The 21973-nt window shown below is 42.7% G+C and carries 19 protein-coding genes; 16 read left to right on the forward strand and 3 right to left on the reverse strand.

Annotation, left to right across the window (positions count from 1 at the left end; translation table 11 throughout):
* Nucleotides 1-107: 107 nt before the first annotated feature.
* Nucleotides 108-890 (forward strand): IclR family transcriptional regulator domain-containing protein, encoded by a 783-nt coding sequence (locus BLQ60_RS00625; RefSeq protein ID WP_092614527.1) that lies wholly within the window; start codon nt 108-110, stop codon nt 888-890.
* Nucleotides 891-943: 53 nt separating this feature from the next.
* Here the strand turns inward: BLQ60_RS00625 and BLQ60_RS00630 are convergent, their stop codons facing one another.
* Nucleotides 944-1393 carry a MarR family winged helix-turn-helix transcriptional regulator gene (locus tag BLQ60_RS00630; RefSeq protein WP_092614528.1) on the reverse strand — a complete coding sequence of 150 codons (450 nt, stop codon included), beginning with the start codon at nt 1391-1393 and terminating at the stop codon, nt 944-946.
* A 273-nt stretch (nt 1394-1666) separates the two neighbouring features.
* Here BLQ60_RS00630 and BLQ60_RS00635 point away from each other — a divergent pair, with 273 nt between their 5' ends.
* The 6 genes from BLQ60_RS00635 (at nt 1667) to BLQ60_RS00660 (ending at nt 9571) form a co-directional block, all read left to right on the forward strand.
* Complete coding sequence (locus BLQ60_RS00635; protein ID WP_092614529.1) at nt 1667-2506, forward strand: p-hydroxycinnamoyl CoA hydratase/lyase; 840 nt, start codon at nt 1667-1669, stop codon at nt 2504-2506.
* A 170-nt stretch (nt 2507-2676) separates the two neighbouring features.
* Nucleotides 2677-4128: an aldehyde dehydrogenase gene (locus BLQ60_RS00640; RefSeq protein ID WP_092614531.1), complete on the forward strand. Its 1452-nt coding sequence runs from the start codon at nt 2677-2679 to the stop codon at nt 4126-4128.
* Between the two features lie 223 nt (nt 4129-4351).
* A complete protein-coding gene (locus BLQ60_RS00645) occupies nt 4352-6217 on the forward strand; it encodes a feruloyl-CoA synthase (RefSeq protein WP_092614533.1) in 1866 nt (621 codons plus the stop codon).
* A gap of 144 nt (nt 6218-6361) precedes the next feature.
* Nucleotides 6362-7645 carry an OprD family outer membrane porin gene (locus BLQ60_RS00650; RefSeq protein WP_092614535.1) on the forward strand — a complete coding sequence of 428 codons (1284 nt, stop codon included), beginning with the start codon at nt 6362-6364 and terminating at the stop codon, nt 7643-7645.
* Nucleotides 7646-7722: 77 nt separating this feature from the next.
* A complete protein-coding gene (locus BLQ60_RS00655; RefSeq protein WP_092614537.1) occupies nt 7723-8103 on the forward strand; it encodes a PaaI family thioesterase in 381 nt (126 codons plus the stop codon).
* A gap of 130 nt (nt 8104-8233) precedes the next feature.
* Complete coding sequence (locus tag BLQ60_RS00660; RefSeq protein ID WP_092614539.1) at nt 8234-9571, forward strand: MFS transporter; 1338 nt, start codon at nt 8234-8236, stop codon at nt 9569-9571.
* A gap of 151 nt (nt 9572-9722) precedes the next feature.
* Here BLQ60_RS00660 and BLQ60_RS00665 read toward each other — a convergent pair whose 3' ends face one another.
* Both BLQ60_RS00665 and queG read right to left on the reverse strand, forming a co-directional pair.
* Entirely contained in the window at nt 9723-10718 is a 996-nt protein-coding gene (locus BLQ60_RS00665) for a hypothetical protein (protein WP_092614542.1), read from the reverse strand.
* Between the two features lie 107 nt (nt 10719-10825).
* The gene (gene queG, locus BLQ60_RS00670; protein ID WP_092614545.1) at nt 10826-11920 is read right to left on the reverse strand and encodes a tRNA epoxyqueuosine(34) reductase QueG; all 1095 of its coding nucleotides are present in this window, start codon (nt 11918-11920) and stop codon (nt 10826-10828) included.
* A gap of 236 nt (nt 11921-12156) precedes the next feature.
* On the opposite strand from queG, the gene BLQ60_RS00675 reads away from it, so the two are divergent.
* From BLQ60_RS00675 to zapE, 9 genes are all read left to right on the forward strand, one after another.
* The gene (locus tag BLQ60_RS00675; RefSeq protein WP_092614548.1) at nt 12157-13062 is read left to right on the forward strand and encodes a hypothetical protein; all 906 of its coding nucleotides are present in this window, start codon (nt 12157-12159) and stop codon (nt 13060-13062) included.
* A gap of 33 nt (nt 13063-13095) precedes the next feature.
* Nucleotides 13096-14265, forward strand: a complete 1170-nt coding sequence (locus BLQ60_RS00680; RefSeq protein WP_092614551.1) for a toxic anion resistance protein — start codon at nt 13096-13098, stop codon at nt 14263-14265.
* Nucleotides 14266-14298: 33 nt separating this feature from the next.
* Nucleotides 14299-15246, forward strand: coding sequence for a hypothetical protein (locus BLQ60_RS00685; RefSeq protein WP_092614554.1), 948 nt, complete (start codon nt 14299-14301; stop codon nt 15244-15246).
* Between the two features lie 124 nt (nt 15247-15370).
* Nucleotides 15371-17542, forward strand: a complete 2172-nt coding sequence (locus tag BLQ60_RS00690) for a DUF1963 domain-containing protein (protein ID WP_092614557.1) — start codon at nt 15371-15373, stop codon at nt 17540-17542.
* 72 nt (nt 17543-17614) lie between these two features.
* Nucleotides 17615-18391: a DKNYY domain-containing protein gene (locus BLQ60_RS00695; RefSeq protein WP_092614560.1), complete on the forward strand. Its 777-nt coding sequence runs from the start codon at nt 17615-17617 to the stop codon at nt 18389-18391.
* Between the two features lie 2 nt (nt 18392-18393).
* The gene (locus BLQ60_RS00700) at nt 18394-19050 is read left to right on the forward strand and encodes an SMI1/KNR4 family protein (protein WP_092614562.1); all 657 of its coding nucleotides are present in this window, start codon (nt 18394-18396) and stop codon (nt 19048-19050) included.
* 54 nt (nt 19051-19104) lie between these two features.
* Entirely contained in the window at nt 19105-19926 is an 822-nt protein-coding gene (locus tag BLQ60_RS00705; protein ID WP_092614565.1) for a DNA alkylation repair protein, read from the forward strand.
* Between the two features lie 100 nt (nt 19927-20026).
* On the forward strand, nt 20027-20530 hold the full coding sequence (locus BLQ60_RS00710; protein ID WP_092614568.1) for a DUF2505 family protein: 504 nt from the start codon (nt 20027-20029) through the stop codon (nt 20528-20530).
* 184 nt (nt 20531-20714) lie between these two features.
* A complete protein-coding gene (gene zapE, locus BLQ60_RS00715) occupies nt 20715-21857 on the forward strand; it encodes a cell division protein ZapE (RefSeq protein WP_092614571.1) in 1143 nt (380 codons plus the stop codon).
* Nucleotides 21858-21973: the final 116 nt, after the last annotated feature.

The following is a 21973-nucleotide window of genomic DNA, read 5'->3' on the forward strand; positions in this document are numbered from 1 at the left end:
ATATGGTGAAAATCGAAGAAGCGAGCTATGCTTTTGCCTATGGATCCAATCAGAATATTGTGATTTAAGGCAAGTGATAGGTAACAGCGGACGTGAGGGCATGCATAATGTCAGAACAAGAGATGGAAAAATCTCAATTTATTGCCAGTCTCGGCAAAGGCATGCAAGTCTTAGAAGCCTTTGGCACAGAACGACAACGTTTAAATGTCAGTCAAGTGGCACAAAAAACGCAGATTAGTCGCACAGCGGTAAGGCGTTATTTGCTGACCTTTGCCGATTTGGGCTATCTTTCGAGCGATGGCACGCATTTTTGGATTACGCATAAGGTGCTACGATTTTCCAGTGCCTATCTCAGTTCGAGTTTGCTACCGAAGTTGGCACAGCCACATTTAAATCAACTGAATCAACTGACGAATTTGAGTTTTTCTGTCGCTGTCTTAGATGGGCATGAAGTGGTGCCGATTGCGCATAGTTTTATGCAACACGACCGACAAAAGATGATTCCTTATGGTATTCACTTAGGTAATCGTTTGCCTGCACATGCCACGTCGACTGGAAAGTTATTATTATCATATTTGAGCTCAGCAGACTTAGAAGATTGGATTGATCAATATGGCTTACCACGTTTAACACCATATAGCATCACTGATGATGCGCAATTCAAAGCACGCATTGCCAGTATTCGCCAGCACGATTTTTGTCTATCTGAACAGGAACATGAGCTTGGTGTCATCGCCATCGCCGTGCCGATTTTGTCGCAAAAAGGACACGCTGTAGCAGCGTTAAATTGTATATCCACTGTGTTACAAAGCGATGCGACCACTTTACAGGAGCGGATTTTGCCATTGATTAGACAAGCCGCCCAACAGATTCGTTATGACTTAAATTAAGTGATGTAAAGTTAAGTGATTTAAAAATATTTTTGAATCGCTCATTTAGACATTTACTTTGCCTGTTTGAGATTATTCACCATGATTTCGAGCTGACTTTTAATTAGCAGCGCTAAATTTTTATCAATGCCTTTGAGCATCAATGTCTCGACTTGACTGACAATCGCTCGACAGGCACGCACTTTCTCCTCACCCAGCTCCGAGAGTTTAATCAAAATCCGACGACCATGTTCTGGATCGGCAGTTTTGGTGATCCACTCTCGGTTTTCCAGCTCTTGAATCACCTTGGTGGTGGACTGTGGTTTGATAAATGCCAACTCAGCCAGTTTGGCATTAGAGACCCCGGGCTTACGCTGAATCACCGACAGCATGGTGAGCTGTGGCAGGGTAATTTCAATTTTTTTCAGTTCTTCGTTCAAGATTTGATTGATCAACCGATCGGTACGTGCCAAAGCATAGCTGAGCGTGGTGTGCTCTTGGGTGGTGAGTTCGCTGTCATTCATCGAAGGGAATTACCTTTTATTTTTGAAATGGTGATTGCATGTTGAAATTAAAGCACAAATGCGGAAAAAGTAAAAATTCTATTGCACACAGCGATCAGCCCCATTAAAAAAATAGTTAAGTAAGAATAACTTATAAAATTTAAAAAATTCATTTTTAAATAACTAGTTGATATTTATTAGAAATAAAAAATTATAAAAAACTATTGAATATAAGCTAGGCTTGCATTATATTGGATCCATCGGCACCAATTATCGTCAATTGAGGAGTTACACATGACGTATCAAAACAAATGGGAAACAGTGGATGTTCAAGTTGAAAACAATATTGCTTGGATTACTTTAAATCGTCCTGAAAAGCGCAATGCGATGAGCCCAACGCTGAATCGAGAAATGATTGATGTACTTGAGACCCTTGAGCTCGATGATGAAGCGCAAGTGTTGGTGTTAACAGGTGCGGGCGACTCATGGACTGCGGGCATGGATTTGAAAGAATATTTCCGTGAGACCGATGCCAGATCGGATTATATCCAAGAGCGTATTCGCCGTGACTCATGTCGCTGGCAGTGGCAACTTCTGCGTATGTATTCAAAGCCGACCATTGCAATGGTTAATGGCTGGTGTTTCGGTGGTGGTTTCTCACCATTGGTGGCATGTGATTTGGCGATTTGTGCCGATGAAGCGACTTTTGGCTTATCAGAGGTGAACTGGGGCATTCCACCGGGCAACTTGGTGAGCAAAGCCATGGCAGATACCGTAGGACATCGTACTTCGCTGTATTACATCATGACAGGCAAGCCATTCTCAGGAAAAGAAGCTGAGCAAATGGGCTTGGTGAACAAAAGTGTCCCGCTTGCGCAGTTAAAGCAAGAAGTGACCGAACTTTGTGAAGTCTTACTGGAAAAAAATCCAATCGTGTTGCGCTATGCCAAAAATGGCTTTAAGCGTTGCCGTGAGCTGACTTGGGATCAAAACGAAGATTACCTCTATGCAAAAATTGATCAGTGTAGCCATCGTGATACCGAAGGTGGACGTGCTGAAGGTTTGAAACAATTTTTGGATGATAAAACCATCAAGCCGGGTCTACAGACCTATAAACGTCAAAAACGTGATTAATTCAGTATTTTGCTGAGTTTAAAAAATCAAGATTTGGAAATCGAGGTTTAGAAAATCTAGGTTTAGAAAATCGAGAATAGGTGCTGAAGTGAAGCCAATCTGCCCGTGAAGCACAGTATTCTCGATCATCAAAATGCAAGGAAAGTCAGACGTAAAGGAAGCAAACGGTCATGCAAAATGTTCAACTTTTAATTCATGGTCAGTCACAAGACGCCAGCAATGCTCAGACCTTTGAGCGTATCAGCCCAATTGACGGCTCAGTTGCCAGTGTCGCTGCGGCTGCCACCGTTGCTGATATTGATGCAGCGATTGAATCAGCACACCAAGCCTTTGCAACATGGTCTGCATTGTCACCGACTGAGCGTCGTATGCGCTTGCTCAAAGCGGCAGATTTAATGAATCAAAAAGCGCAACAATTTTGTGATGTGGCAGTCAAAGAGCTCGGATCTTCGGCAACTTGGTACGGCTTCAATGTCCATCTTGCAGCCAATATGCTACGTGAAGCGGCGGCGATGACCACACAAATCGATGGCAGTTTGATTCCTTCTGATATCCCAGGCAGTTTGGCGATGGGGGTGCGTGTGCCATGCGGTGTGATCGTGGGTATGGCACCTTGGAATGCACCGATTATCTTGGCGACTCGTGCTTTGGCGATGCCGTTGGCATGTGGCAACACCGTGGTGCTCAAAGCCTCTGAATCGTGTCCTGCGACCCAGCGCTTAATTGGTGAAGTCTTGGCAGAAGCAGGTTTGGGTGATGGTGTGGTCAATGTAATTACCCACCGTGCCGAAGATGCCCCGCAAATCGTTGAGCGTTTGGTGAGTCATCCCTTGACCAAGCGGATTAACTTTACAGGTTCTACCCGTGTCGGTCGAATCATTGCTGAAACTGCTGCCAAATATTTCAAACCTGTACTGCTCGAACTCGGTGGTAAAGCGCCAGTCGTGATTTTAAATGATGCTGATCTCGATGAAGCCGTCAATGCGGTAGCTTTCGGGGCATTCTTTAATCAAGGACAAATCTGTATGTCTACCGAGCGTGTACTTGTGCAACGTGAGATTGCAGATCAATTCATTGAGAAATTAGTCGCCAAAGCGAAATCGCTCAAAGCGGGTGATCCTCGTCAAGAAGGTTTTGCTCTAGGCACGATGGAAAGCATGAAGGCTGCCGAACGCATTCAACACTTGCTACAAGATGCTTTGGATCACGGTGCAACTTTGCCACTTGGCATTCATGTCGAAGGCACAGTGGTTCAGCCAAGCATTATTGTCGATGTGACCAAAGCGATGAAACTCTATGCTGAGGAGTCGTTTGCGCCAGTGTGTACGGTACAGCGCTTTGACAGTATTGATGAGGCGGTGAATCTTGCCAATGACAGTGACTATGGTCTATCTGCGGCGGTATTTAGTCAAAATCTTGCCAGCGCACTGTCGATTGCCAAGCGCATTGAATCAGGCATTTGTCATATCAATGCCGCAACCGTGCATGATGAAGCGCCAATGCCATTTGGTGGTGTGAAGCAAAGTGGTTATGGGCGTTTTGGTAGCAAAGCCTCCGTGGCTGAATTTACCGATTTGCGCTGGATTACCATTCAAACCGAATCAAAACATTATCCAATTTAACGCTAGATTGCTGTGCGTTTAGCTCAGGATCAGCGCAGGCTTTATGCAAGATCAAAGCAGGATCAAAGCAGCATCTGAATAAATTTTAAATCAGTGGTCAGTGCGCACCGACTTGCGTACGCCAGCCGAATATATTGTAAGAACACAATGCAAGACATTGCATGAAAATATCGCATGATGCGACAGCGATGATGCAGATCATCAAAAACATGGAGTAAGTGGTATGGCACAGGCAAAAGTGATTTCGTCAAATTATCCAGAGCGTGAAGTGCGTCTTGGTAGCCATGAAATCGATTTTGAGTATCAGGGTGACACACTTTATATTTATCCCAAAGAACAATTACAGCAGTATCCGCAAAAACTGACCGATCGTTTGATCGAAAATGCACAGCAATTTCCAGAGCGGACTTTTGTCGCAAAACGTGGTGCAGATGGTGAGTGGATTCGCCTGAGTTATGCGGAAGTGGAACGCCGTGCTTGGCATATTGCGCAAGCACTACACCAGCGTGATTTGTCTGCTGAACGTCCGATCATTATCTTGTCTGGCAATGATCTTGAGCATTTGGTGCTGTCGATGGCAGCGATGTTTGCAGGGGTGCCATTTTCAGCGATTTCTCCTGCGTATTCTTTAGTTTCTCAAGATTTCGGCAAGTTACGTCATGTCATCGAGGTATTAACCCCAGGTCTAGTCTATGCCGCCGATGGACAACTTTTTGCCAAAGCGATTCAAAGCTGTGTTGATGATCAGATTGAAGTGGTGACCAATTCTGGCTTGGTCGGTGAGCAACGCTGTACTGCTTTTGAGGACTTACTGGCAACGCCTATTGATGATGTCAAAGCGCATTATGCATCGCTTGATGAACATACCATTGCCAAGTTTTTATTCACCTCTGGCTCAACCAAAATGCCAAAAGCCGTGCCGACTACGCATCTGATGTTGTGTGTCAATCAGCAAATGCTTTTGCAGACTTTTCCAGAGTTTGCTGATGAGCCACCTGTGCTGTTGGATTGGTTGTCTTGGCATCATACCTTTGGTGGCAGTCACAATGTCGGCATCGTGTTGTATAACGCTGGCACGATTTATATCGATGATGGCAAGCCTGTTGCGGGCAAGTTTGATGAAACCATTCGCAACCTCAAAGAAATCTCGCCAACGGTGTATTTCAATGTACCAAAAGGTTGGGAAGAACTCACCATTGCCTTGGAAAATGATAAAGCACTGCGGGATAGCTTCTATGCCAAAGTCAAAATTTTATTCTTCGCTGGGGCAGCCTTGTCCAATGCAGCATGGGATCGCTTAGATCGAATTGCACAAAAACATTGCGGGGAAAGTATTCGCATTATGAGTGGTTTGGGCATGACCGAGACTGCACCGTCTTGCGCTTTTACCACGGGACCACAGGTGATGGCTGGCTTTATTGGCTATCCTGCACCAGGTTGTACCATCAAGCTAGAACGTACTGGCGACAAGCTGGAATTTTGTGCCAAAGGCGATCATGTCATGAAAGGCTACTGGCGTCTCAATGAGGACCAGCAGTCTAAGGTGTTTGATGACGAAGGCTTTTACCACACAGGTGATGCGGTGCGCTTGGTCGATCCAGAAGACCCGCAACAAGGACTGATGTATGACGGACGTTTAGCGGAAGATTTCAAACTGAATACAGGCACCTTTGTCAATGTCGGTACTTTACGCAACAAAGCCTTATTGAGTGGCAATCAACTGATTCAAGACCTTGCCATCACAGGCAGTAATTTGGATTCAATCGGATTTTTAATTTTCCCAAAACTCGATGCCTGCGCCGAACTGGCTGGGCTCAGTCTATCTGAGCACAGTGCCGAACACATCTTGAGTCATGACAAGGTACGTGATTGGTTTCAGCAATTTTTGCAGCAATACAATCAAGGTGCCACAGGCAGCTCAAATCGTGTAGACAAGCTGTATTTGATGACCGAGCCACCTCAGCTCGATGCCAGCGAAGTCACCGATAAGGGCAATCTAAACCAAGGCAATATCATTAAACGCCGTCAGCCATTGATTGAAGATTTATATCAATCTGAGCTGAATCATCCACTCATTATTCGTTTGTAAGGACATTGTAGTCTGACCTTATTCGTAACACGTTTTTTTTAAGATTTGTTTTTAGCAGGAATGCAAGGCAGTGAAGCCATCTCTTAGACATCGCTCGATGTTGTCTCACGAGAGATGCCTTATTTAATTTTCAGGAAGAAAATGATGAAAAAAGCACTCATATTACCCACGTTAATGGCTGTATCGGTCTCAACCCAGCTCTATGCTGAAGGATTTATCGATGACAGTAGTGTCAGCTTAACTGCTCGAAATTTTTATATGAATAAAAATTTCTACAACAATACCGTCAACCAACCCTCTGCGGTGTCGTGGGCACAAGGTTTTATCTTTGATGCCAAGTCAGGCTACACCCCAGGTAAAGTCCAGTTCGGTGTCGATCTCTTGGCAACTTTGGGTCTCAATATCAACTCGGACAATACCAGCCGTGGTGTGTATATGGTGCCCAACGACGACACTACCAGCTGGGGCGATATCGCTGTCACAGGCAAAGCCAAAGTCAGTCAGACTGAGCTGAAAGTTGGTGCAATTAGCATCATGAATCCTGTATTCATTACTTCGCCAGCACGGTTGTTGCCACAGATTTTCCGTGGCGGTTCGATCAATTCTAAAGAGTTTGATAATCTAGAATTGACCGCTGCCTATGTCAATCAAGTCAATCATCGTGATTCCACCGACTGGGAAAAAATCACTCTTGCCAATACCAACTGGCGCTTTAAACAACAAGCGGAAACTGATGCGGTGTATTTTGGCGGGGGCTATTACAAGTTTTCACCAAAAACCAAAGCCCATCTTTTTTATCTGAATGTAGATGACATTTACGACCAAATCGAAGGTGGCGTGGAAAATACCACAGCTCTGACCGATGAAGTCAATCTGCTGACTGATGTGAAATATTACCGTAGCCGAGATATTGGCGATGCCAATGGCGGTAATGTTGACAATGATATGTACATGGCGAACTTTGGCTTCCAACGTGGTGCACACAAGCTGTCACTGGGCACCATTATCAATAGCGGCGAAACGGCATTTCCATATCTTTACAACAGTGAAGTGGGGGTGTTTCTCGACACATGGCCAAATGAATTTTGGAACGCCAAAGAGCATACCTACAGTATTCGCTATGACTATGATGCCAAAGAAGTTTTGCCAGGGCTGAAGTTTATGACCCGCTACACCTACGGTAACAACATTCACACCACAGGCAACCAAAGCCTACCTGGTGGCAATCAAGACTTACTCGGCGGAGATAATCTGCATGAAAGCGAACTCGACTTCGATGTGCAATATCGTGTACCTGAAGGCACATTCAAAAATCTTGGATTGCGGGCGCGTTATGCCATCTCGGACAACAATATGACCTCGAGCGCACAGATCAAACCGACCAAAGAGACTCGTATCAATATTGATTACACATGGAAGTTTAAATAAATCAGCAATGCTTTATTTAAGCGGTCTAAGTAAAACAGCGATCACAGTGAATCACAGATTTACACAGGAGTGTGGCGATGATTAATCCAGATCAGCTTCCCCCAATCCATCATCATCTCGGTGGTCATGATATTGCTTGGGATGATACACAGGGCATTTTGCAGATTAAATATGTGACCAAAGACAGTTTTACCAACCCACGAGGCAGTGTGGAAGGTGGCATGCTGTGCGCCATTTTGGATGATGTGATGGGCATCTTGTCGGTATTTCATCAGGGTTCAAAACCTGCGGCAACCATCAATATGCACATCGACTTTTTTAAGCCATGCCAAGTCGGTGAGGTCACTGCCAAAGCATGGTTTATCAAGCAAGGCAGTCGTGTCCTGAGTATGGAAAGTGAAGTCTGGCAGGATGACAAGCGCATTGCCAAATGTAGTTCAGCATTTTTAGTTTTATAAGTGTATCGGCATCGCTCAGGTGCCGTGCTCAGATGATATGCATTTTAAGCTATTGCAGTTTTAACCAGATCTCATCATGTGTTTTGCATAGTCAAAATACCATGTGGTCGCATAAAATAGGGAAATTTTTATGTTTGCACATCCAATTAAGAAAGATATAGATGATTTACCGATGACTCGGTTTCAGTGGATGGTCATTAGCATTTGTTTATTATTATACATTGTTGATGGCTATGATTTTATGGTAATGGCGTATGTGGCAAGTTCAGTCTCTGCAGAATTTGCCTTAAGTGGTACGTCGATCGGTACCTTGATTAGTGCAGGCATTATTGGGATGACTGTCGGCTCGCTGTTTGTAGCGCCACTTGGTGATAAGATTGGACGTCGCAATCTGGTGCTGATTAGCGCATTGATTTGCGGTGTGAGTATGGTCGCTGCGACCTTTGCACAAAGTTTTAGTCAGCTTGCCTTTGCACGGTTTATTACAGGCATTGGTATCGGCGGTATTCAAATCAGCTGTATGGTGCTCACCGCAGAGTTCTCAGCCAAAAAAGTACGTGGTTTTAATTTGGCTTTGCTCTCCGCAGGTTATGGCTTGGGCGCAACGATTGGCGGGATTTTGGCAGCAATTTTGATTGAGTCACATAGCTGGCGCCATGTCTTTATGTTTGGTGGTGTAGCGACACTTATTCTATATGCTGCGGCGTATGTCTATATCCCAGAGTCGGTGGATTACCTGCTATTTAAGCAACCGAAAAAAGCCTTGGAAAAACTCAATGCTGTATTGAAAAAGTTGCATCGTGAGCCGATTGCGACCTTGCCAGTGGTTGAGTCAACTGTACAAAACCAAAGCACCGTGAAGCAACTGTTTAGTCCACGCTATTTTGCGCAAACTATTTGTCTATGGATTGCGATGTTCTTCTTGCTCTATGGCTTTTATTTTGTCATGGGCTGGACACCAAAAATCTTGGCGCAAGCAGGTTTATCACCGCAGTCTGGTGTTCAGATCGGCATGTGGGTGAGTTTAGGCGGTATTCTTGGCTCGATGACTTTAGGCTTACTGACTACCAAATTTAAAATCTTTCATATTCAAACCGTATTCTTACTCTGTGTGGCATTAACCATCTTTGTCTTCGTCAATCTCACCGCACAGTTGAATTTGCTGACACTCACAGCAATCGTGTTAGGCTTCTTCTTAAACGGCTGTATGGCGGGTATCTATACCATTTCAGCGTTGGTCTATGAATCTGATGTACGTTCTACGGGTGTTGGTTTTGCTACAGGGCTTGGGCGTTTTGGAGGGATTTCTTCACCGATTATCGCTGGCTACTTTCTTGATCAAGGCGTATTACCGCTGAGCTTATATGGTTTTTATCTGTTCATCTTCGTGATTGCAGCACTTGGTATCATGGTCTTGACCAAGTTGTACTATAAAACCAATGCGCCTTTGGTTGAAAAAACCAGCTAAAAACAGCGTTGCATTTCCATCTCAGATCGCCGATATGTCAGTATATCGGTGATTTTATTTCCTGGATTGCAGATGTGTTAAAGATTAGGGTCTGTTGACATTTCAACCATCCATTGTCGCAAGCATCTGTGAAATGTCAACAGACCCTACATTATTCGGCTAATATCTGTTTTACCGCATCTGATGCATAAAATTGGCTTAAATAAAAACCAATCCGTTCAGCCAGATAGCCATCAGCAATCAATTTTTGAATAATCGGTAAGCATAAATCCGCCAGTTCATTACGCAGTAAGTTTTCATCAATATGAATATCGGCAAGCACTTTTGAAAAGGTGTCATGTTGATGTAGGTCAAACCAATGCGCTACGCCATCAGCTACTTGTTGTTGTAGATATTCGGTTTGGCGTAGATGTTCCCAAATCTGCTGTCCTAGTCCAACCGTGTGTGGTAAATCCTCGATTAATATATAGTTTTTGACGGTGCTTAAAGGTGCATCTTTGATGCTATGCCAAAACTGCGCTTGTAGGTGGTAGACCTTATCATCATCCAAGTACTGATTAATCAGTCGTTCACTCAAACTACTAATTTTTGAAAAATTCTTATGTAAATAATGTCGAAGATTCTCGTCCAAAGTATTGTCAGAGGCACGTTCAAGTACCGATTTTCCCACTTTCATCAGGGAGCCCATGCCAGGTACTTTTTTGCTGAGCACACCATTATCGATAAAATCTTTGATGCTTTGCTGCACGATATTGGTCATCAGCTCGACATAGGCAGAATTATTCACCAGTTGCTTGACCAGCGCCTGACGATGATCCGTTTTTGATGCGATATATTGGGCAATCTGATCAATCGTATGTACGTCGAGTACTGCGTCGATTTGCGTTTGGGCATTATCTGGATGTGCAAGTGCAAAAGCAATATGTTGTTCAATCAGCTCAATCAGATGACTTGAAACAGGGGTATTTAGAATCTGTTGTTGTAATAGCGCATTGATGTGCTGGGGTTGCCAAACATCGCCAATGTTTTGCTGCGTAAACCACGCAAAAAAATCCATAAATTCTTGATGAATCATAGCGTCATCATTGAGAAGTTGCTGGATAAAATCAACTTGTGCATCAAGGAGTTGCTGTGCTTTAGATTGCATGCTTTGAGTCTGTTACTGGAGATTCTGCGTCAGTGTAGCAAAATACGAGGCGATTAGGGGAGTGCGACAGCGCCTTGCATCGATGCTGTTGCCAAAGCACTTGCTATTTATGATTGCATCGCTAATTGCTGTTGCAGTGCCCAGTGTTGATGTTCAAGCACAATATCTTGATGTTGCTCGGTATTTTGTTCAGAAAGTTGTTGAATAATGTCTTTAGAGTGCGAGGCATTACCCAAAGCGATGGCAACATTGCGTTTAAAACTCTGAAAACCTGTTCGGCGGATTGGACTGCCTTCGGTTTTATGTAAAAAAGTCGCTTCATCCCATTGCCAAAATTCCAATAACGACGTGTGATCTAATCCATGCCGAGGCAAGAAATCATCAATGCTGGTAATTTTCGCATAACGATTCCACGGACAAACCAGCTGACAATCATCACAGCCGAAAATCCGATTGCCGATCTGAGGACGCAGTTCGAGCGGAATACTGCCTTTGTATTCGATGGTCAGATAAGCGATACATTTACGTGCATCAAGCTGATACGGCGCAACGATGGCTTGGGTCGGACAAATATCAATACAGGCGGAGCAACTGCCACAGTGCGCCGTGGTTGGCTCATCAAAAGGCAAGGGCAAGCCACAAAACAACTCGCCCAATACAAAAAATGAACCTGAATCTCGATTGATGAGTAAAGTGTGTTTACCTGTCCAGCCCATCCCTGCATTTTCCGCAAGGGCTTTTTCAAAGATCGGAGCAGAGTCGCTAAATGGTCGATTGGAAAATTGTCCGACTTTGGCTTCGATACGCTGTGCAAGCTGTTTCAGTCGTCCACGCATGATCTTGTGATAATCCCGCCCGCGCGCATAGCGTGCAATGATGCCGACATCAGGCTGTTCTGGCACATAACGACCTTGCGGTTTTTCTTGTAGATAGTTCAGTCTGACGCACAGAATACATGCTGTACCTTCAACCAAAAGTTTGGGATTGGCACGTTTATCGAGATTTTCCGCCAAATAGTGCATATCGGCATGATAGCCTTTGTCCAAATAGGCTTGCAGATGTGGGATTTGATCCTCTGTATCGGGACGAGCCACCACACAGTCGGCAAAACCTAAGTCTTGCGCCTCGGCTTTGATCCATGCCTTGAGTGCAATCGGATCGTTTCGAAGCTGTAGGTCGATACTGGGAATGGCTTTGGGCATAAACGTTAGGTGCGGGAAATTCAAAAAAATAGAAAAGAAGTATAACAGAATCAAAGAGATTTCACTGGGTTGAGAAATTCAGACGGCTTTTAAATTTAGGCATTAAATGAGTGAAAAATCAACGTAGCGAATTTGTAATTTTTAAAGAATTAATATTGAAATGACGATGAAAAAGACCATCAATATAACTATGCAATTTAATACAATGATTTACATATTCTGAGGGTTGAGCACATTTGGGTATCTCGTTTAAGCGATCAAGTCGAACAGACAAACAGTCCGATGAAAAAAGCACACATGATTTCAATTCATCAAATCATGAGGGTGGCGTTGATCAATCTAAATCTGACCAAGCTAAGTACGAACAATCAGCGATCATCGCCATTCAACGAGATATTCTCACGCCAATACTCAATGATCCGTCCAAACTCAGCCATTACGCAGATGCGATTATTCAAGATCAACAACGCCTTTTGGCACAAGCAAATATTGCACATTCTGCTGAACTTGGGCGACTGATTCAAAATATCATTGCCCAACTGAACCAATCAAAAAAACTCTTTAGTGCCAAGAAATATCATTTCCTACATCGTTGGTTTGGTGTCGATTTAGAGCATCAGGCAGGTTCGATTAACTTCTTAAAAAGTCTTGAAAAAAGCATTGAGCAAGCGACTGTTTTAAGCCAATGTGTTTATGGTGAGATCATGCAATCGCAGCAAAACTTTCAACTCTTAGAAGCGAAACGTGTGGACATGTCACAGCATATTCAAGCTGCGGAGCAATTTTTACAGCAATCAAAACAGTTTGCATCAAGCGCACAATATGAGTCATTCTCCATACGATTAGACAAAAAAATCAATATGCTCATGACTTCGCAACATGCCACCGATCTCGCCATGGCGCAGATTCAGCTCAATCAAAATGTGGCGATGAGCATTTTAGATCGCTTTAATGAGGCGAAAAATGTATTGATTCCACTGTGGTATCAACAGATTCGGGCGAGCCATGCAGGGCAAAGTCCTGCGGAACTGGAAAAACTCAATCGACTGCGTGAACAACTGATTCGGACTTTAGATATTGAACACTCTCAGTCCCAGTCAACACAAGCACAGCAAAGCCCAAATGCAACCAACATCAAATAAATTCTGAGAAAAACGATCTTGAGGAAAACAATCATGAGCAATTCAAATCCATCTTCTTCTGACTCGCAAAACCCAGTCATTCGGACGGAAAATAAAATCAGCCAATCCGAATTTGAGCAACTCGATTTACAGTCTTTGGGTTTAACCGAGCAAGATTTTGCACAAGTACAAGAAGTCAGTCATGAACTCGACGAATTGGGTCAGCATAGCGTGGCGGAATATGGCAAAAATATCGCATCGGCGACTTCTAGCTATACCGATGAGCTGTTGCAAATGGTGCAAAGCAAAGACTTGGATGAAACAGGGCAGAAGCTCAACCAAGTAGTACAAGTTGCACAGCAACTGAACAGTGACAATGTGCTTGCTGAGAATAAAAAGAAAGGGCTGATCGTTTCGATTTTGTCGAAATTCAACGGCGCAAAGCAAAGTTTTCAACTGCGCTTTAATGATAGTAAGGCACAAATCGATACCTTAGTCAAAGAGATTGAAACCACACAAGGCGGGCTCAAGCAGCGTGTGGATATGCTGGATAAAATGCATGGTGCGATTCAAGATGAGTATCGTCAGCTTGGCATCTATGTTGCCTCTGGGCAGCTTAAACAGAAACAGATTGCCAATCAAATCAGTGAATTAAGCAGTCAAAACAATGATCAAGGCAATCATCAAAGCAATCAACAGATCGTCAGTCAAATTTATGACCTGAATCATCATGCTAATAATTTGGAAAAACGAGTGCATGATCTGCGCACACTACAGCAATCTGCACTGCAAACTTTACCGATGATTCGCATTATTCAATCCAATAATCTGATGCTGGTCGATAAGTTTTATGCCATTAAAAACATCACCTTACCTGCATGGAAAAATCAGATTAGCTTGGCACTATCCTTAAATGAGCAGAAAAATAGCGTGGAATTGGCAAATACCATTGATGACGCCACCAATGAATTACTGCGTCGTAATGCCGAACTTTTACATGACAATTCGGTAAAAACTGCAAAGGCGAATCAACGTGCGGTGATTGATGTAGAAACCTTAGAGCATGTGCAAAATACTTTGATCAAAACCGTTAATGATGTCATTCAGATTCAAAAAGAGGGCATGCAACAACGTGTCCAAGCCACTGAAAAGTTGAAATCTTTACAATCGAATCTCAATCAATTGGTGATCGAAGGCAGTCAATCTGAGATGAAAAAATCTTAACCTCGGCTTATTCAATTTTGAGCAAAACGGAATATGAGCAAATTAAAAGATACATCTTCGGTACACTTATCTGTTCAACAACAGGTTGAGTTTGAGCAAGGCTTAGTCCAACTCAAAGCACGGCGCAACAAAATGCGCGCCTCGATGATGTTGTCTTTACTGCTGGGCATCATGGCGGTGGTGGCGCTGTATTTTAATCAACAACTGATCTATGCTTTTTTTGAGATTTCACCGACCTTGCAACAGCTCCATGTACCGTTTAGTGCGCAAGCGGTGCAAGATCGTATCGGTGGGCAAAACGATTATTTTAGCCATTTGATTCAGTGGATTTTATGGCTTGGACTCAAGCTCAGTGTATCTTTTGTCGGGGCGATTTTTATTGTATTTTTTGCAAAAAAATGGCGCTATCTACAACAAAAACTCAAAGGCTTTGTGCAAACCAGCTTGGCATTTCTGATTAGTTTTATTCTGCTGTGGGCAGGGTTGAGTTATGCTCAGCATGAATGGGTTGGTGGTGATCGTCAGCAAGAGCAGTATATAGAAGCTGTTGAGTATAAAACCAATATTCAGCAAAGTGACGTCTATCGATATATCCAAGACAGCCAAATCGATGAACCTGTTGCCGATTATCTCTTGGCGCAGACAGCGATCTTACATCGTCCGATGGATCGTGATGTAGCAAAGGCATATTTAACCAAGCTAGCCAATTTTGAAGAAGCCAATCCACAGCAAATGGCAACCTACGGTTTTAAGCCTGAACAAATATGGATGATGCAAAATCAAATCTTTGGCAAGACCATGACAGGATTTGCCCAAGATATTGATAAAAAAGCCAATGAAGCGAACAACATCGTGGCAAATACACAACGAATCCTCACCGTGGGGATCGTGATATGTGCGCTATTGCTGGTATTTTTCTACCTGCTGAATTGGCGATTAAGCAAGCGTTTGGGGAGAATCGAACAGCAATTACTTGAATAAGTTTTGATGATTCGGGAAAACGAGAATTACATAAGCACCTCATTTTTCTGCGCTACGGTAATATTCAATCTCAGCTTGAGTGTGCTAATCTGAAGTCATAACAAGCAAAGATGCGTTTAGATTTATGACAAAAGGAAGACAGCATACAGCACAAAGCCAATCAAAATCGGTGCCATTTTCAGCACAAGCGCAACAAGATTTGGCACAACATCTGGCTGAATTTTTTCAGCGTCATGCAGAAGCTATTTTGGATAAAACTGACGCAACGAATACAATTAAAACAATCAGTAAAATCACCAATAACCGCAATCAAAGTGAATTAAAAAGTACGATTGAAAATGCCAAATGGTCGATTTCTGCATTTAGCAATGAATTGCTGATTCAGTTTGATGTGCAGCTTGAAAATCAGCAACAGGCAGTTGATCAAAAGCTCACTACAGAATATAGCTATGGTCAACTGGAATTTAAACTATCTCTGTTTTCTATCTTCCAAGATGGCGAACCGATTGCACAGCTGTATTTTGAAGAAAATAAATGCACGACTAATCAATTCTATATACAAGTTGATGGTTTGGAATATGCACTGCAATTTTATGGTGAGCTTTTCATTCATCAAGGCTGGATAATATTGGATGGCGTATTTAAATCCAGTTATATGCCTGATCCGATATTTTCTGTGAATCTTGCTTTTCAGCTCAGTGTGCAAGATTTGGATTGGTCAAATTATCGCTTTGATTATAGCGAAGTAAATACGGCGCAACCTGAGCATGTGACTGCGTTGATTATTCGAAATCCTGAGTTTGATACATTACCTGATGATGTTTATAGTTTTCGTCATTTAAAACATTTAACCATACAATGCCATCGTACAAACCCTAAACAAAAACCATTTCAGCAACAACCTTTAGCGTTAAAACACATTTCACCTCGTATTGCAGCGTTGACACAGCTCGAGTCGATTAGCATCAATAATGCGTTGATTGAACAGCTCCCTGATGAAATCGTACAGCTCCGTGCATTAAATACGGTGAACTTCAGTTTATGTCGATTAAAATCACTACCCGAAACATTTTGGCAATTACCTGCGCTGAAGTTTTTATTTTTAAGTGGTAATCACATCTCTGATATTCCTGAATCCTTGAATTTACCAAATTTACGCAGTTTAAATGTGGAGTATAATCAGTTAAAAACACTACCGATTGCACTTTCTAAAATGCCTGAACTTATCAATTTATATGCCAGAGGAAATCCCTTTGAGTATTTGGATAATGCGTTTAAATATTTTCAGCCTTTACAACTGGATTTTGAGGAAAAGAAAGCATTATTTGATTTTTCCTATATGGGTGTAGATGGTTGTGGGGTCATTGATTGGGACGATAAATTATTTCAAGTGGATTTGCAAAGTGAAAATGATTTCGATGATTTAATGCAAATTCAAAATATTATTGAGCAATCTCAATTCAAACCATTGCAAAAGCCAATACTTGATTTATTGAAGCGTAGCATCTTATTTCATCAGTGCACAGCTGCAGAAAATACAATTTCAGAAAACAAAATTTATGAAAATACCTTGATAGAAACAGGGCGGACGCACTTTGGTGGGATGCCAGATTTACCTTTGTCAATGCATTATCCGACATTTCAGGCACAGCGTGATGGGGCGATGGTGTCATTGAATTATGAGTTTTTGGCGCAGATTAACTGTGAGGCGCTGGCTAATTTACAGCAGTTTTTACCAAGGACAGGGACTTTATTCTTCTTTATCAAAAGCCTGCATCACGTCGGCGAGCTGGATAGTACACAGGTGATTTATGTCAAAGATAATCAGCAACTTGCATCATCAGCACGGTTTAAGCTGGCTGCCGAAGATTATTTTGATGCGATCACCGATCAATACCAGCGTTTTGATGCTGAAGTAAGTTTAGGTGTCAGTTTTCCTTCGTTTTATGCGCTGGATTACAATGACTATTTGCTGAAATCATCCCCAGCGACGCTAAAAAAGGCGCTTAAAGATCATGCAGATGCGTTTTATGAGCAGATCGAAGCGCCGATTGAACAACTGAGCACTCATGATCATGGTATCAATGTCTATGGCTTTACCCAGCATCAATCACCAGAATTGCAAGCGGCAACTGTCTATGGCGGAGAGCCTGAAGATTGGCTGATTGTGTTGAAAGTTGCATCTCGTGGCGATTTTCAGTGGAGCGATGCAGGTGATTTATTTTTTGTGATGCATAAAAGTGATCTACTCCAATGTGATTTTCGTCGGATATTTGCCTGTATCGAGAGTAGTTAGTGGATCAGATTTTAGGGCTTTTGAATTATAGAGTTTTGCATTAAAGCGCTTTTGCATTTGAGGAACGTGACCATGTCGATGCGTGAATTAGGTTGTGGCTTTAAAGTCATGGATAACAAAATGATTTTACAATACGACGCTGAACGCTTTCGCAAGTTTTATCCGCAGATTGATTTTGCCAGTTTTGAGATTGTGGCAGATGACGCCGATCGCACTATCTATTTTCGGGATAAAGATCAGCTCTATGTCGACAGTTATATGTGTCCCTTTGCAATCTTACCTGATGCCAAGCCGCAGGATTTTAAAATCGTTGACATTGAAAAGGGTTTGGTGAGTTCAGGCGGTCAGAATTATTATTTTGCAGAAAAACTGCCCTATGATTTTGACGATTTAAAGCCATTAGCAGGCTTATATTATCAGGTCAAAGATCAAGTCTATTTTAGTTTTGATAAGCCGATGCTTGAAGCCGATTTAGACAGTTTTCAAGTGTTTACTCAGCTTAAACATGCCAATCTCGCTAAGGATCAACATCATCTTTATTTTCGGGATCAAATCGTTGAAGGCGTGGATGTGGCGAGCTTTGAATTATTAACGGCGTGCTTTGATTCCGACTATTATCTAGAGCAAGATCATACTTACTATGCCAAGGATCGCAACTTTGCCTACTATATCGACACAATTGCCAAACAGGTTAAAGTGATTAAGAGTAAAAGCCTTGATGTGTTTCATTTCAAAGTGATTGATGAGCGAGGTTATGCCTTTGATCGGGAGTATCGTTATGCTTATGGACGACGAACATCGTTGAAAAAGTTACAACAGATGGCGATACAGAACAATTCAGGAGAATAAAAATGACGAATTTACAAAGTGTATTACTCGAGATTGAAAAATTTTGGCCAGAACCCGATCCCAAACTGGTCGGGCATGAATGGTATGAAGGGGTTTTTCAAGAATTTACCTTGCAAGGCAAGCACGATAACAGCGAAGAACTGAAACGGATTCAATCGGAGTTTGCTGATCCGTTGCCAAGCGAGTTGCAAGACTATATCGTCCACGTCTGCGATCAAGAGGGTGTGGTGTTAGATACTGTGGGTAATCCAGTAATTTTACTGCCGTTATATGAGCTGAAATTTATTCAGGATGGATATAACTATAATCCAGTGCTCAAAGAAGATATTGATGGCTGGCCAGCGCACTATTTTATGCTTGCCAATGAAGCGGGCGATCCTTATTTTATTGATTTAAAAAGTGGCACGACCCAAGTAGAAATGCGTGTTCATGGCACGGGCAGTTGGGATTATGGGGACACGGTGGCGGATAATATCCCGCAGTTTTTATTGTGCGCTTGCTATCAACATGCCATGCTCAATCACCCCGACTATGAGGTCATTGATGATGAACGTGGCTTTAATTTGGTGGACAGTGTCGCCAAATGGTATTTTCCACAGATGAAAAAATATGCAGGGCAATATTATTCGGTGTGGTGTGAGTCCTTCCAAAATGCTTAGGGGCTTAGTTAGTATGATTATTTCCATTCAAATCAACACTCACCCAGAGAACTGATGAACACAATACGCAAAGGTGCACGAAGCACCAAAGATATTCCACAAAGCATTTTAGAACAGCTCAATCGTGGCGAAATCGAATCGGCGAATTTGGTGGAATGGTTGGCTGTTGATCAAATTGAATTGCTAAAAAGTCTTTTGGCTGAACTGGGTTTATCTGCACATTTCTCCAATATGCAGAAACAGATTGAAAGCCTGAAAAAGCCAACCGTAAATAGTCGTAATGCCTGTATCGGTAGCTTGCTCTATCAGCTTAGTTTATCTGCAAATTCAGCAAAATTATTATCGAAAATCAGTACTCACCCATCGGATATGGTACGTTGTTGGGCGTGTTATGCGGTAGTGCTGGATCCTGAAATGACTTTGATTGAGCGATTTCAGGCAATTCAGCCCTTTGCGCAAGATTCACATTTTGGCGTGCGTGAAGTTGCTTGGATGGCGATGCGTCCGTATATTATTTTACAGCTTGAGCAAAGCATTGAGATTTTACAACGTTGGGTGCAGAGTGAAAATGCCTTTGTTCGTCGTTTTGCCACAGAAGCTACTCGTCCTCGTGGTGTATGGTGTGCGCATATTGAAGAGTTAAAAGAAAATCCTGAAATGGCATTGTCATTACTCGAGCCACTATCTCAAGATCCAGAAAAATATGTACAAGATAGCGTGGCAAATTGGCTGAATGATGCCAGTAAGACCAAACCTGAGTTTGTACAGACTTTATGTGATCAGTGGTTACAGCAAGCGCAATCGAATCCTAAACATGTGAAAAAAGCAACACAGTATATAGTCAAAAGAGCGCTACGCACCTTATCGAAAGGTTAAGCGATCATTGTTTTGCCCTCGGTGTAGAATCTATTTTACAAAATGCACGAATTCCAGTTAAATAAGCGTTCCAATAAAAACCATAGCACGGATATTCTTTATGGCACATCAGTTTACCGTTGATGCAAGCATCTCAGGCGTTTCACTTGAGCAATTTAAACAATTAATCAAAGATACCGATCTGCATGAAGCAGTGTGTCGTCGTATTCCTGGGGATAATCTCGAAATTCTCGAATCCAATCTCAATGGCGATATTTACACCTTGCGCCGTGAATATAACTTGGATGTGAATATTCCTGATATCGCCAAAAAATTACTCAAAGATGCTTTTCGTCTGAAACGTAGTGATGTGACCAATGTTGATCAACTGACTTCAACGGTCGAACTTGGTGCGAATTTACCACTGCAAGCCACCAGTTCACGCACGGTCACTGGCGATGCCAATCAAGTCAATTTTAAACTGAATTGGATCGTTAAAGTCAAAGTACCACTCATCGGTGGGATGTTAGAGAAGCATGCTGAAGGTGAAATTCGTCGATTCAGTGATCTTGAAATCTCGATCGTTGAAGATGAAATCAAAAAGAAATTGGCGGCGACTGCTTAAGATTTCTAAGTTGTATTCGTCCAGTTGTATCAATTGAGTGTTTTGACGAATTGAATCTGCGTGGTTCACTGTCCATTTGAGCGGGAGTGAATACGCTAAGATTCAGTTTTCACTAAAGTTGGATGTTAATTTGTCCTCGTCTGTTATACTATTTTTTCACAGTTGTATAAATATCTAATCTCCTATGAATACGTTCCAAGCTGCCGAAGTGCTTTCACCTGCAACCCGATACCAAAATGCTTTAGATTCTGGACAGTTCAGCCCAGATGTCGAGCAGGCGAAAGCAGTGGAAAATCTAGAACGTGTTTGGCAGGAGCTGATTCAGCGTTACAAGTCGTCCAAGCGTGCTTTTGGACGCTTTCGCCGTCAAAGTTCACCGAATGGCGTGTATATGTGGGGCGGTGTAGGGCGTGGCAAGACGTGGTTGATGGATCAGTTTTATGATGCTGTGCCGTTTCGTCGTAAGTTGCGCATGCATTTTCATCATTTTATGCAGCATGTTCACCATGAGCTGAATAAACTTTCGGGTCAACGCAATCCCCTTGATACCGTGGCGGATCAGATTTATCGTGATGCGGTGGTGATCTGCTTCGATGAATTTTTTGTATCGAATGTCACTGATGCGATGATTTTGGGTGATTTATTCCAAAAATTATTTAGTCGTGGCGTGACCTTGGTAGCAACGTCAAATATTGCGCCAGACGGATTGTATAAAAACGGCATCCATCGCGATCGTTTCTTGCCGACCATTGAGCTCGTTAAAAAGCATTGTGCGGTGCTCAATGTCGACTCAGGTGTGGATTATCGTCTGCGTGTACTGAAACAATCTCAACTGTTTAAATATCCATTAAATCGTGAACATGAGGCGTGGATTGAGGAACGATTTAACAGTCTGACCACCAATCAGGTGAAATCTCAAGAGCCGATTTTGGTGAATAATCGGGTGGTGGTGACGCGCATCCACACCGAAGATGTGTTGTGGTGTGATTTTTCTGAGCTGTGTTTAAAGCCACGTAGCCCATCGGATTTTATCGAAATCGCCAATACTTATAACACCGTGCTGGTCAGTCATGTACCGCACCTGAATGATCATTTGGCAGATGGCACACGGCGTTTTATCTATTTGGTCGATGAGTTTTATGACCGCCGAGTCAAATTGATCCTGACCTCGGAAGATTCGATTATCCAGCTCTATAAAGGTGAAAAACTGGCATTTGAGATCGAACGGACACGCTCACGATTGCTCGAAATGCAGTCTGAGGATTATCTCAACACCGAACATCGCTTGAATGAAAGTACCAATGCCACACAGCGTGAATTGATCTAGCAGTACGTTTCTGTATAAATCATCAAGCGGATAACGCAATGCATGGCTGAAATGTCTACAGCGCTTAGTTTTGTCCACCTTGCTGGCAACGTATTTATTATTTTGTATTGAAGCGT

Origin of the sequence: Acinetobacter marinus (assembly GCF_900096915.1) — a bacterium.
GTDB classification, from domain to species: Bacteria; Pseudomonadota; Gammaproteobacteria; order Pseudomonadales; family Moraxellaceae; genus Acinetobacter; species Acinetobacter marinus.